Origin of the sequence: Variovorax ginsengisoli (genome assembly GCF_030811835.1) — a bacterium.
Lineage (GTDB): Bacteria > Pseudomonadota > Gammaproteobacteria > Burkholderiales > Burkholderiaceae_C > Variovorax > Variovorax ginsengisoli_C.
Map to the genome: position 1 here is coordinate 134,569 of NZ_JAUSRO010000009.1, position 12,795 is coordinate 147,363.

At 62.4% G+C, this 12,795-nt stretch carries 12 protein-coding genes and 1 riboswitch; of the genes, 2 read left to right on the forward strand and 10 right to left on the reverse strand.

Going from position 1 to position 12,795, the window contains the following annotated elements:
• Positions 1-14: 14 nt before the first annotated feature.
• The 8 genes from J2W36_RS15375 to J2W36_RS15410 form a co-directional block, all read right to left on the reverse strand.
• Positions 15-227: a hypothetical protein gene (locus tag J2W36_RS15375; RefSeq protein WP_307690619.1), complete on the reverse strand. Its 213-nt coding sequence runs from the start codon at positions 225-227 to the stop codon at positions 15-17.
• Positions 224-493, reverse strand: coding sequence for a hypothetical protein (locus J2W36_RS15380; RefSeq protein WP_307690620.1), 270 nt, complete (start codon positions 491-493; stop codon positions 224-226). Before J2W36_RS15380 ends, J2W36_RS15375 begins: the two co-directional genes overlap by 4 nt.
• Before the next feature lie 54 nt (positions 494-547).
• The gene (locus J2W36_RS15385) at positions 548-2,047 is read right to left on the reverse strand and encodes a carotenoid oxygenase family protein (protein ID WP_370869333.1); all 1,500 of its coding nucleotides are present in this window, start codon (positions 2,045-2,047) and stop codon (positions 548-550) included.
• Between the two features lie 10 nt (positions 2,048-2,057).
• Positions 2,058-2,477, reverse strand: a complete 420-nt coding sequence (locus J2W36_RS15390; protein WP_307690622.1) for a DUF2141 domain-containing protein — start codon at positions 2,475-2,477, stop codon at positions 2,058-2,060.
• A 165-nt stretch (positions 2,478-2,642) separates the two neighbouring features.
• Positions 2,643-3,155 (reverse strand): 6,7-dimethyl-8-ribityllumazine synthase, encoded by a 513-nt coding sequence (locus tag J2W36_RS15395; RefSeq protein WP_307690623.1) that lies wholly within the window; start codon positions 3,153-3,155, stop codon positions 2,643-2,645.
• A 92-nt stretch (positions 3,156-3,247) separates the two neighbouring features.
• A riboswitch (FMN riboswitch) is annotated at positions 3,248-3,403 on the reverse strand.
• A 104-nt stretch (positions 3,404-3,507) separates the two neighbouring features.
• Positions 3,508-5,286, reverse strand: a complete 1,779-nt coding sequence (locus tag J2W36_RS15400; protein ID WP_307690624.1) for a site-specific integrase — start codon at positions 5,284-5,286, stop codon at positions 3,508-3,510.
• A gap of 190 nt (positions 5,287-5,476) precedes the next feature.
• On the reverse strand, positions 5,477-6,628 hold the full coding sequence (locus J2W36_RS15405) for a ParB/RepB/Spo0J family partition protein (RefSeq protein WP_307690625.1): 1,152 nt from the start codon (positions 6,626-6,628) through the stop codon (positions 5,477-5,479).
• 212 nt (positions 6,629-6,840) lie between these two features.
• A complete protein-coding gene (locus tag J2W36_RS15410) occupies positions 6,841-8,121 on the reverse strand; it encodes an AAA family ATPase (protein WP_307690738.1) in 1,281 nt (426 codons plus the stop codon).
• A 456-nt stretch (positions 8,122-8,577) separates the two neighbouring features.
• On the opposite strand from J2W36_RS15410, the gene J2W36_RS15415 reads away from it, so the two are divergent.
• Positions 8,578-9,921 (forward strand): replication initiation protein, encoded by a 1,344-nt coding sequence (locus J2W36_RS15415; RefSeq protein ID WP_307690626.1) that lies wholly within the window; start codon positions 8,578-8,580, stop codon positions 9,919-9,921.
• Positions 9,922-9,975: 54 nt separating this feature from the next.
• Here the strand turns inward: J2W36_RS15415 and J2W36_RS15420 are convergent, their stop codons facing one another.
• The gene (locus tag J2W36_RS15420; RefSeq protein ID WP_307690627.1) at positions 9,976-10,875 is read right to left on the reverse strand and encodes a LysR family transcriptional regulator; all 900 of its coding nucleotides are present in this window, start codon (positions 10,873-10,875) and stop codon (positions 9,976-9,978) included.
• 87 nt (positions 10,876-10,962) lie between these two features.
• Between J2W36_RS15420 and J2W36_RS15425 the strand changes: the two genes are divergently transcribed.
• Complete coding sequence (locus J2W36_RS15425) at positions 10,963-11,343, forward strand: carboxymuconolactone decarboxylase family protein (RefSeq protein WP_307690628.1); 381 nt, start codon at positions 10,963-10,965, stop codon at positions 11,341-11,343.
• Positions 11,344-11,443: 100 nt separating this feature from the next.
• On the opposite strand, the gene J2W36_RS15430 is transcribed toward J2W36_RS15425, so the two are convergent.
• On the reverse strand, positions 11,444-12,793 hold the full coding sequence (locus J2W36_RS15430) for a type II toxin-antitoxin system HipA family toxin (protein WP_307690629.1): 1,350 nt from the start codon (positions 12,791-12,793) through the stop codon (positions 11,444-11,446).
• Between the last annotated feature and the right edge of the window lie 2 nt (positions 12,794-12,795).

Consider the following 12,795-nt stretch of genomic DNA (forward strand, 5'->3'; position numbering starts at 1 on the left):
GACAGGCGGCGCAATTACCAGGTGTGCGCCAGGAACTGCGGTTTGCCCAGCGCTTCGCACGCCGCATGGTGGATGCGCCGCAGCGAGCGGAACGGCACATGGCCGTGCGGTGCACGGCGGGCGATCGCATGCGCCGACTCGGGCGCAATGCGCCATGCCCTGGTCGTGATGCCGATCACGCGCACGGCGTGCTCGGCCGGCACGAGCGAGGTGTCGAACCGGCTCATGACGTCCTCACCAGAAAGCTCACGATCAGCGAGATCGCTGCAACGACCAGCACACTCAACGCCAGGTCGCGCAAGGATTGCCAACCAAAGCCAGGTTCGGTTTCGACCCACAGGTCGTTTTCTGAAATAGGTGACATGGGAATGGAATCCAGTTTTACTCGCATCACAAACGATGACCGAATTCTCCTTTGCCCATGTGAAACAAGGAACGAATCAAATCTCAGTTGGATATAGCCGAATGAGCCGAAAGGCGGAACGAACGGCATGCTGGGAGCGCAACAGACGCCCCAGTGGGTCCGGACTGCCTTGCTGGAAGGGTGTCACGCCGCCACAAAATTTCCATGCAAGCCCAACGGCAGCGCGTATGGCAACGTCGCCTGTGCCACCGGCCCGTCGGCCAGTGCGTCGGCAGCGAAGCACGACAGGACGGTTTTTCGCTGCCCCGCGTCCAATGCGGTTCCGAGCACCCAGCCGGGTCCGTTTCCATCAGGCACGAAGAGATGCTCTTCGACCAGCGTCTGCGATCCGTAGCTGAAACGTTGGGTGGCTCCCGATTCGACGTCGGTGCGCGCGATGGCGCCCCACAAGGGCAGGCCATCGCGCAGTTGAGCGGCATGAACCACCTGCCGGTGTCGCAGGCCGACCAGACGAGGGTCCATGCGCGGGAATTCGGCTTCGACGGGCAATTCGACTTGCGTTGCCTTGCCGGTCCCGAGATTCAGGCTGGCCACGGTCAGACGAGGCCCGGGACCACGCAAGAGACGCGCCCGCATGACCTCGCGGGTGCGCGTGAAGACGCTCGATGCATCAGGCGATCGCACGTAGTCAACGTGGACCACCGTACCGCTCGCCGTCTCTTCTTCCCAGGCATTGCCGAGGTGAAATAAGAAGCCGGAAGGCAGTGCCAGCATCCGTCGCCGCGTCCAGTCCTTCTTATCGATCACCAGCGCGCGCATGCCCAGTTCGGGGCGCCACACATGCGCGTCGAGAAAGCTCATGCCCGCCGCTTTGCGCTGGACGTCATAGACCAGGGGCGGCATCAGGAACACGAGATGTCGGGGAGTCACCGCGAAATCGTGAATCATTGGCAGCTCGGAAACGGGCAGCGCATCCGCGCGACGCAGCGTGCCATCGGGCGCGATCTCGTAGAGCACCAACAACCCGCTGCTCGAACTGACACCGAAATTCCATACCGTGCCGTCGATGTCAATCCTCGGATGCGCCGAGAACGGCACGCCTGCGAGATCCGCACGCCACGTCTTGAGGCCGCGCGTCTCCAGCGTACGCGGGTCCATTCGGGTCGCCGAGCCACCTTCCCATAACGCCAGCAAGTCACCGCCGATGAGCAGCACGTTGATGTTGGCGACGTTCATGCTGTCTGGTGCGCTCACCGGTTCGGTACCCGGGAACATCGTGCCGAACCCCTCGACCAACAGGCGACCGGCGCGTACTTCAGCCACGCGCTTGGCGGTTGCGACATAGCGGCCTTGGTGATGGACTTCGTTGCCCTCGATCACGAATCGATGCGCCATGCCATCGCCGTCGAACCAGTGGTGATAGCGTTGGCCGCCGAGGTCGTGGCCCGCCGGGCCGATCCGATACAACGTGCCGGCCACCGCATCGGGAAAGCGTCCGCGCACTGTGGCTGCGGTCAACGGTATATCGCCTGCGACCGTGGCAAACGCGGATTTCCAGGGTGTCGTCGAGGCCTCGAATTGAGCCTGCCAGTTCTCGTCGTCGTTGGCGCGTGCAGACAGTGACGGGAGCACGAGCGCGCTGCCGGCCGCGGCCAGCCGGCGCAAAAGTTCACGGCGGTCCATGAACTGACGCTCAATGAAGACGAAAGGCAATGCTGCTGTCGGCATCGAGCTGCACCGCAGCCGCGTCGAATCCCGGTGGCCCCATGCGGCCTTTGGCGTCGTTCGAGAACCCATAGCGCTCGGTCGGCAGACCGACCAGATTCGTGTCGAGCTTGCCGTTGCCGTTCTCGTCGGCGAAGGACTTGAGCGCATAGTGCCCCTGCGGCAAGCCGATGAACACCAACTGTGCGGTGCCGTCGCGCATTGGAAGCGTCTGCGAGGCCAGCGGCTTGTCTGCAGCCATGGCTTCAGCGGTGGCAAACAGTGCCACATAGAGAGTGGCTGAGGCCACTGGGCCATCGCTGACTGTGACGCGAAGATCGGCCGCGTTAGCCGCCAGTGGTAGCAAGAGCGCAGCGGCGAGGACGGTCAGTGCTCGGGAGAAGTTCATGGCGAGGCTCCAGGGGAAAATGATGGCCTGAAGTTCGCACAAAGAGATTGCCGATGACAGCGGCACGCGATGTAAGGCGCCTGAAGATCGCGAAGTGTCGGAAAGGCGGCGCCAAGTAACTCCAGACGTCGCCAGTAGGCGGCTGCCAACGACGCCAAGAGCCGTTCAGGTCGCCAGCATGGCGTCCACGCGCTGCAGGCTGTCGATGGTGCGGATGCAGGCGTCGGCGGCCTCGGTGCCCTTGATTGCGAAGTGACGATGGAAGTACTTGCGATGCTCCACATGTTCGTGGAAGTGGTGCGGTGTGAGCACGGCCGACAGAATCGGCACACCGGTCTCCAACTGCAGCGACATCAGCGTGCTGACAACCGTGTTGGCGACGAACTCGTGGCGATAGATGCCGCCGTCGACCACCAGCGCGCAACCGACGATGGCCGCATAACGCCCCGACCTTGCGAGCCGCTTGGCATGCAGCGGTATCTCGAAGGCGCCAGGTACATCGATGATGTCGATGCGTTCGCGTGCAAAGCCTTGGCGCTCCATCTCGGCGAGGAAGGCATCGCGTGCCTGATGGACGATGTCGGAATGCCACTGCGCCTCGATGAAGGCAACGCGCCGGGCTTCGGATGATTCCGATGCCGGCATGGCGGAAAGGGGAAGGTCGTTGATCTGACTCATGGTGTGCCTATGCAAAAGCAGGTTTCCTGAATCAGGGCGCACGCGGCCATGCGCGGCGCCACGCGAAACAACGCGCAGTGCCACCCACGGCGACGCGCTCTCTTTCATCCGGACTGTGACCGTCGGCCCCGGAGTCGCACCGAGTCTGCTGACCCTGCTGCACATGCATGCAGCAGGCGCTCGCGGGCTTGTGCGAACGAGTCGCCATCACCGCCGGTGGGGAGTTGCACCCCGCCCTGAGAACGCTTGTTGCTCAGGCCGCGGCCCGAGCAGGCGATTATTCTAGGGAAACTTCGAAGCCCTTGCCAGGCAGCGCTTACGCGGTTTTCGTTGAAGGATGGAAGCTTTCCATCTAACCCGCCAGGTCACTGCGCAAGCGATGTGTGTGCCTGAGCCAATGGGTGCTCGCCGCACGCAGATGCGCTGCGTCGTTCGGGGGCAGCCCTTCGGCAGCGTCGGCGAGGAACGCCTTCACCGCCTGGTACAGGCCGGACGTCGACCACGGCCGGGGCGGCCCCTCCCCTGCCGCAAAGCGGCCGAGCACAGGGATGTCGTGATGGCGTGTGGGATCGAGAGGCAGACCCAGGCCGCAGCGGGCCATTTCTTCAGCGAGCTCATCCACAAGCGGTTGGGGTACCGCCACACTGCGGCGGCGCCCTCCCCTGCCTTTGACTGTCAATTGCCAATCTGCTCGTGATGGATTGGCGGCGTCCGCACAAAGACGCAGATCGCTGCATCGCGCGTGGACCAACTCGGAGAGTCCGAGGCCGGTCTCATAGATCCAGTGAAGGCCGCGCGCCAGACGCCGGTCGGCGGCCGTGGCGCCGCGGGACCGCATCCGCGCGACAAGGTGCTTCCATTCGGCGTCGCTGAAGACTCGGGCGGCGCTCGTCAAACGTTGGCGATCCTGCGGAAGCGCAACGGTGGAAAACGGGTTGCACGTGACATACCTGTTCTCGACAAGGAAAGTGAAGAGACTGCGAAGGATGATCAGGGCCTGGCGCATCGCTGCATCCGACAGCGGTCCTTCGAGCGGACGCCACTGCGGCGACCAGCGGTGGCAATGACGCGGCCCGCACCAGCCAGGCGGCGGATTGCGCAGAAATAGGCAGAACGCGCGCACGTCTTCTTCGTCGATGGAGGACAGCGGCAACTGCCGTTCCAGGATGCCCCAGAGGAGCAGTCGTTCCGCCTCTTTTCGGTAGGAACGTTGGGTCGACGGCGATCCAGGCTGCGCCGCGTCGCCGGCTTTGGAGGCCAGCCATTCGCCGATGGCTTGATGGTCGTTCGTTGCGGCTAGCAGGTTATCGGCCAACGGTGCGCGAAAACGTCCGTGACGTCCGTCCATGGCCAGGGGAAGCAAGAACTTCTCGAACGGCACGATGCCGGTGTCCGACGCCCGACTCGCTTCGGGTAGGTCCGCCCTCTGCGTACCGCTGGGTGCCGTGGCGGTAGGGGCGACGACCAGGCCCAGGGCTTCGCTGTGGTCCTGGAGCCACTCCGCGATGCGCGTGGCTTTGACGGGACCGATGGCCGGCGCGTGGCGCCACCAGCGTGCGCCCACGGCATTGATCCGCTCGACCACACTGCGCAGCGTGGCCAACCCTGCAGCTTCCAGCCGAACGGCGAGCAAGGGGTGGAACCATGCGGAAACGCTGTCGTCGGGAGCCGGGTCCTGAGCGACCAGATCCTGCAGCCACTGAATGGCTTCAAGCTGGCGCGTGATGAGTCTGGCCCGGCGCAGCTCGCGGGGGCGCTGACAGCGCGCAAAGGCGTCCTCACGCGGGTACTCGAGCGCATAGGCTTCGAGCTGCTCGGCCTCGGAGAAATCTTCCAGACCCCGTTGAACCGCGAATTCCGCCAGCCCAGGCACAGTGGGCAGCCCGGCGATCCGATCCGGATCAAGGTGAATCAGCCGTGCAAGGCCGGGGCGGCGCTCGCGTTTGGCGGCGGCGGCAAACTCATTGCGAATCCACGCGATGGTCTTGCGAACCGCGCGTGCATCTCCATGCTCGCCCTCCACGCGCAGATAACGGTTCCAACTCGCGCGCTCGTCCAAGCCTTGCGCGACGGCACGCATGAAGGCGAAATGACGAGAGTCCAGCTTGCGTGAAGTCGGCGGCTGTTTCAAGCCCGGGATTATCGACCCCACTTTGCATAATCATCAATGCTTTTTTGAGTGTCGATTCGTTCTTGATTAACACTTCCCATCTCAAGGCATCTGGAAAGTGAGGAATTATGCTGTTCATTTCGAGAGCAACCACTAACTTGAAGTGATAGTTACAGCAGATGGGTCGACCCGGGCCGTCGCTGGTCTTCTGTCAGGTTTTAGACCCCACAAAAGTGTCCAGCATCTTTGAAAGTCGCCGCCGTTGCGCGTCGTCCAGCACCTGGTCAAAGACCACCGTCACCCTGCCCCGCTTGTCCACAGTCAACGAGGCAAGCGGCTTTCCAGCGGCATCGGTCCATTCCTGCGATGTACCCCCATTCGCTTTTCGGGTGGTGCTTCCTGTGAGGATGGCGAACACTTCGGCAGGTGCTGGACGGGGCTGACGCGAAGCAATGTCGCGGGCCATGGAGAGCAGGCCTTCAGGATCACGCTGGTGGGCATCCTTCAACAGAGTGGCCCAGCGGAACTGGAGATTGAGCGGCGAGCCGAAGGCGCGCACCACTTCCGCGGGGAGTTTGGCCAGTGCCATCGCACGGCTGATGTTGCTCATGTCCCGATCAATCGCAATACCCAACTGCTTGGCAGAGGGGAACAGTCCCTGCTCGAGCGCACGCATGTACATGACACCCTGCTCCCACGCTGAGAGGTCTTCGCGGTTACGATTCTCACGCTCCATTTCGACGAACAGATCGACGTCTTCCATCACCTGCTGGACGAGCGCAAGCACAGGAATGCCCAGCTCCAGGCACGCACGGTGGCGGCGATGTCCATAGACGATTTCAAATACAGGGGCCGCATCACCTGTGGGTCGATCGGCGATGGGTCGAACCTTGATGGGCTGCACATTGCCGCCCGCTGTCGCAATCTCGTCTTTGAGTTTGGCGAATGCATCGGTCGCAAAATGCGCCTCCTCACGATTGGCCCAGCGCGACGCGGCGATCGTCGTCGGATCCAGACGTCTGGCGATCTCCGCACCATCGAAAGCGGCAACGCGCTCCCTCAGTTGGAGCACCTCTTTGTGGACGACCGATTCCTGCGCCATGAATGCCAGCATCGAACCCGGACCTGTCCTTGGCGGCGTTAACGGTTTGGCTCCTGCCGGAACGTCACGGGTCGGCGCACCGCCGCCTTCGACAGGTGAAGGCAGTACTTCCGAGCCAGGGTTCTGCTGTACGGACGGTGTCTCCGTGATCGGAGCCGCCACGGCAATCTCTGCACTGGGTGTGCTACCTGCAGCCGCGTGCGCGGGTGGAAGCCCCGCAGTCACGCTGAATGCGCGTTTGATCAAATTCTTGTTAGCCATGGGCTCTCCTTGATGCGTGTACTTCTGGCCCGCCTCGCCGTCGGGAAAAGAAGCGATAGGCGGCCAGAGTTGGATGGTCTCGATGACTACCCATCTGAATCGGTGGCAGGGGGGTTTGCACCGTGCAAACCCCCAGGCATGAAGCGTTCGGCAAGGGCCGAGAAGTGGTCAATGAGCAGGACGACCCGAGGGTTTGCACCGTGCAAACCCCCTCATAACGCGCCGCTGAGCTGGCGCGCCCAAGCGTTTCGGATCGACACTTCAATGTGCTGCACGAACATATCGTAAGCGTCCCGCGCGCGCTTGTACGTCTTGTCCTTGGCATCGCCCGCTTCGCTGTCGTACACGGTTCCGAAGCCAGACGATTTCTGAGATGCGATGGAAGTCCGTGGAATCTCCAGTGGAAGGACTTTTTCTTTGTAAGTGGCGGAAATCCACTCACGGACCGCATCCGCCGTCGTCGACGCGCCACGGCCTGCCTTGGGTGGCACTCTGGACAACAGGACATTGATAAAGTCGAAGCTCTTGGTTTGTCCTCGTGCCTCGAGCATGGATTCCGTGAGATCGGAGAAGAGGGACCAGAACTGCGTAGACGACGCAAAGTCGAGCGTCTCGGGCGGCAATGGCATGATGATCCCGTTCGCCGCCATCAGCGCGTTGATCGTCAGATAGGAAAGGGCAGGGGGGCTGTCGATGATGATGACGTCGTAATCAGCACGGACATCGTCAATGCCCAGATCGAGCACTTTGTAGAACTCGAATCCCGAAAGACCTTCCTTGCCTTGCCGCGACGGCAACATGAACTCTGCATCGAACAACGACGAGGCAGCCGGCACCAGGTCCAGTCCATCCCAATAGGTGGGTCGGATCAAAGGACGAACGGTGGTGGACGATCCGTCGGCCAGCGACATGATCGTGTCCTGTGGACCGATCTCCACGTCCGGAAGAATCCCGAACAGCGTGGTCAGCGAGGCTTGCGGATCGGTATCGATCACCAGGACCTTGTGCCCCATCAGGCTCAATCCTTGGGCGAGCGTCATCGCCGTGGTTGTCTTTGTGGTGCCACCCTTAAAGTTGGCGATCGAGATGGTGATGGCCTCCGCGCCTTCCGGCCGGAGCACATCCTTCCTGTATTCCCGAACCCATTGCCGAGCCTCTGCGAGTTCAAAAATCCGCTTGCGCCCATTGGACACCAGCGTTCCTGAAGGCATATCCTTGCGGCTTGCCACCTTGTGCGCGAACGATCCACGTGAGGATGCTTCGCACAAGGTTGCCACTTGATCGGCACTGAATGTCGGGGGGGCCTTTCGGATCATCGGGGCCAGCATCGCAGCTCGGATGCTCGACAACATTGCCGCAGCCTCTTCTGCTTGCTGGTGAACGCCAGCCAATGTGATCTGCGGTCGTATTTCCATCGTTGGTTGCTCTAGTGATTGATAGCTTGATTGTGCGTCTTGGACGTGTTTTGCGCAAACCGTCAAACTTTCGTCCACAGCCAACTGTATCTCTCCTGAAAAAGCTCCATAACCCTTCCCTACGGGTATTTATAAAGTCAAACACCTTGAATACCTTTAAGACTTTAGGTGGATTTTCTTGTTATAAATCAATAGGTTATCCTCGATTTTGGAGAACAATCAGTGACTTATGGAGCCTTTGCAGGTGCATCCCGAGTGGATACAGGACCCTGTGGAGCCTCGACAGTCGCATCGGTGAGTGGACACAGTACGGACCCCTCACTGGCCATCGATGCCCGTTTTGGGTTGTTTTCTCACCGTTTGCCTCACTGCAGAAGCTCCTTTTCGGAGCTTTTTCAGTAACTGCCGCTGCCGAATCCACGTCCAAGACGTCGTATCGGTGGAGCTTTTACAGTGAATGTGCAGGATGCGGACACGTTTTCTACACGTGAATCCTGGTTTCACATGTGCCTCGTCACGGGTTAAAGTCGCTTCATGCCGTCCGCGCCACCCCTTGACATCACCCGCCCCGCCAAACCGGGTCAGTTGCGCAAGCCTGTTTTTGCGCTTGCGCTCGTTCCCCAGAACAGCAAGATCACGGCGCTGGGTCGCCGGACATGGAACGTGCTGCTGCACCTGGCGCAGGACCAGGGCCTGGAGCGCGAAACGTTCAGCGCCGCGTTGACCGACATCGTCAAGGGCCTCGACTACAACAGCGGGGACATGAAGATCATCAAGTCACACCTGCGATCGATGCTCACCACGCTCGTCGAATGGCAATCACCGACGGCAGGCGAGTGGCAGGATTGGGACGCTTGCGGCATGCTTTCCCATGCAGCGTTGCGCAAGCAAAGAGGCCAGATCTTTGTTGAATGGTCGTATGCAGTGAACATGCGAAACGAGCTCCTGGATCCGGAAATCTTCGCCAAGCTGTCCTTGGATGTGATCTCACAGTTAGGTTCACATCCCTCGATTGCACTCTACGAGATCTGTTCGCGCTACCTGGGGGTCGGGCAGACGGCGCGCAAAGCCTGGGGCTGGTGGCGTCCCGTGCTGCTCGGACGGCCCGACGATGAACGCCTTCAAAAGCTCGAGTACCGCATCTTCAAGCGCGATACCCTTCGGCCCGCTATCGCAGAGATCAACGCACTGGCTGACATCGAAGTCGAAATGCTGGAGTTCAAGTCGGGAAGGTTCGTCGCCGACCTGCAATTCACCGTTCGCAAGAAACCGCAACGGATTCTTGCGCTCCAGCAGCGCAGTGCGGCGGAGCCCGTGGATGTGGGTGTGCTCGCCACCGCGGAGCGCCTGGGCATCGATCATGCGCGCGTCGAGCGGCTGATCGACGAGTACGGCGATACCGCGGTCGCCACCGGACTGGAGGCCGTGGAAAAGCGTGCCGCCAGTGCGTTTCCCGAGCCGCTGCGTGATCCACTGCGCTATCTCAAGAGCGTGCTGCCCGGTCATGTCGCCGCCCAGGCCGAAGCGCAGCAAAAAGCCGATGCCATCAAGGCCCAGGAGACCGCGCCGGCGCTGCCGAGCGACAAGCTCGCCCAATGGAGCACCCGGTGGCTGGCCGAGCGCATCGAAGCCATCGTCAAGGAAATCGCCGCGCTGCCGGCATCACGCCAGGCCGAGCTCAGCCGCAGCCTGCAGGATCATCTGACCGAGCGCCGGGTCCATCCCGCGGTCATTCAACGCCTGGCTGGAAAAGGCTGGACGCATCCGATGGTGCGCCACGAAATGGTGAGCTTCTACGCCGCAGGGGCGTACGGTCCGGATTGGGACAAGCCCTCTGACAAGCAACTCCTCGCGATCGCGTCCGGCGCGCACGACTGAGGCCGCGACCGGCGCTTGCCACCCTACATTTCAGGGGAACAATCCAGGTGCCAATCAGGGTGGGGGCAGGCCCACGAGTTCAAGGAACCGCGCCAGGACGTGAGAGGGGTTGCCTGGCCGGTAAGCAACGGCAATGCCGCTGGACAGTCCGTCGGCCCTGTTCTCCAGAGGGCGGAAAGCCACGCCCCGCCGCTTGACATGTTGCAGCGATGACGGGATCAACGCGATGCCCCGTCCTTCGGAAATGAGGCCGAGCAGGATGTGATGGTCGTTGGGTTCGGGAATCGTGCGGGGCTTGAAGTCGATGCGCTCGAAGAACGCCTGGCAGTGGTCGTAGAAGCCCGGGTTGAGCCGGCGCTCGAACCGGAACAGCGTCGCGTCGCGCAGGTCGTCGAATCCAATCCGGCGCTTGCGCGCCAGAGGGTGCACAGAGGGCAGGGCGGCCATCAAGGGCTGCTGCAGCAGTGGTTGCACTTCGAGCCCTGGCGCCTGGGTGTGCAAACCGATGAATGCAACCTCCATCGCGCCGTTCTTGACGTCGCGCACGAGGTTGATCGAATGCTTGCCCTTGGTCGATATCCGCGCGCCCGGAAAATGCGCCTGCAGACGATCCAGCACGTCGGGGATGGCGCTTCGATCGAACACCGTCGTGTAGCCAACGACGAACCTGTCGGCCTGCACATCGCTCGCCGCCTTCGCGGTCGCCACGGCTTTCGCGGCCTGCGCCAGGGTGCGCCGGACTTCCGGCACGAAGGCCATCCCCGCCTTGGTCAGCGCCATGCCGGCTTGGGTGCGCACGAACAGTGCGACGCCCATCTGATCCTCCAACTGCTGGATTTGCCTGCTCAACGGTGGCTGGGAGATGTGCAGACGCGCCGCGGCCCGCCCCACGTTGAGCTCTTCGCTCACTGCCAGGAAGTAGCGAAACTGCCGCAGGTCGATCGCGTTGTTCATGCCAAAAAGGTATCACGAAAACGGTATTGGATGGATCAGGATGCTCGCCCTAGAGTCGCGGCCATGAACACTCATGAAAGCAAATCGATGAATGATGAACGGTATGTGCGCGGCTGGGCCAAGCTCAAGGAGGTCGATGGCCAGGCAGGCCAGAACGTGATCGATGGCCTGAAAGACATCGCGCCCGACTTTGCGCGCCTGCTCATCGAATTTCCTTTCGGCGACATCTATTCGAGGCCGGGGCTCGACCTCCGGACGCGGGAACTCGCCGTGGTGGCTGCGCTCACTGCCATGGGAAATGCCGCGCCTCAGCTGAGGGTTCACATTCACGGCGCGCGCAACGTGGGCTGCACGCAGCAGGAGATCGTGGAGGTCATCATGCAGATGGCGGTCTACGCCGGCTTTCCCGCTGCACTCAACGGCCTCTTCGCCGCCAAGGAAATGTTCGCGCTCGAAGGACCGCAATGATGCAGCGCGGCCTGCGGCACGCATCATCACCGTTTTCAGCCACCACTTAGGGATCCACGAGCGGCAGTTGATCGGTAGAAAACGGCAAGCGCCTGGAAGATCAGTCCGCGAGCCGGTGTGCCGCCTGTTGAAGCCCGCTGAAGATGGCCTGCGCCAGCGCGGGCGGAAACGCCGGCGGCAGTTGTGCGCGCACATCCCGGATCACCTGGGGTGTCCGCTCGACCAGCTCGTCGATCACGAAGCGCGCGTCTCTCCCGGCACGGGTGGTCACGCCGTGGCGCTCGCCCACCGTCACCCAGTGCCTGCGCAAGATCTCCCGCATCTTCCAGTGCGCACTCTTCGAGCGCACGGCCATGGCCATCCGCGCCTTGAAGGGCGAGAGCTTTCCCGGTCCCTCGCCCAGGATCGGGTAGGCGGAGAGCACGTCGTAGAGCGGGGTGAGTCGATAGCGGCCGCCGGGATGGAGGAACAGGCTGAAATTCTTGGCATGCCCGTCCGTCGCGCAAAGCAGCCAGAAGACGAGCTGGGCCTCGAAGAAGGTGCGGCGGTCGTTGCTGCGGTCGATCGAGCCCTCCAGCACCTCCATGATGCTGTCGATGCCGGGGCCGCCATCGACCTCGTATTTGGCGTGCGGTGAGACAGCCCTGGCCTGGCACATGTCCTCCTGCGGGAGCCGGACGAGCCGTGCGTCGCCCGCGGGGCTCTGCCACCAGCGGCGGTCAAAGCGTTCCACGGCCAGCACCTTGAGGTCCTCGAACTGCAGCGGTTCGCAGGGCGCGACCGGCAGTCCGTAGGCCTTCAGGATCAGTGCGCACAGCCACTCGTTGTCCACCGATTCGCGCATGTCGTACTGCATGCCGCCGATCAAACCCAATGGAAGCTTGAAGATGTGCGTGGTCGGCGTGTCCCCGTGCGGCAGGCACCACCGGTCGTTCAAGCGTAGCAGCGCGGTTTTCTCCTGGGCACCGGCAATCGAGATGCGAAAGCTCGCATCGTCATCGGCCTGGCTCTGGACCACGGGGGAGACCGCATTGCGCAGCACCTGCGCGACCTCGTGTGCGTCCAGGGGCGTCGCCTGGACGGGGTGCGATGCCGCTGGCACATCGCCTTCAGGCAGCAGCTGGAGTGCACCGACGCAGTCGCGCCCGATCTCTGCGAGGAGGGGAAAGGCATCGGTCGACGTGGTCTGGTAACGCCGTGCGATCCGCGCGCGGATGTCGTCGCTGTCGGGCAGCAGGTTCTCGAAATACCTCCGGACTGTTTCGCCACGGTGCGGTGCGCCGCCCGGCATGAAGGGCAGCGACAGCGACAGGGGGCGGCCGTGCGCGGCGGCCATCCAGCCGGGGTCGTAGGTCAGCAGGTCGCCAGACTGCGGATGGAGGTGCCAGGTCCCCACGCGCTCTCCGTTCATCCAGAGGGCGAGTGCCTGGGTGTGGGAACGTCGTCCCATGG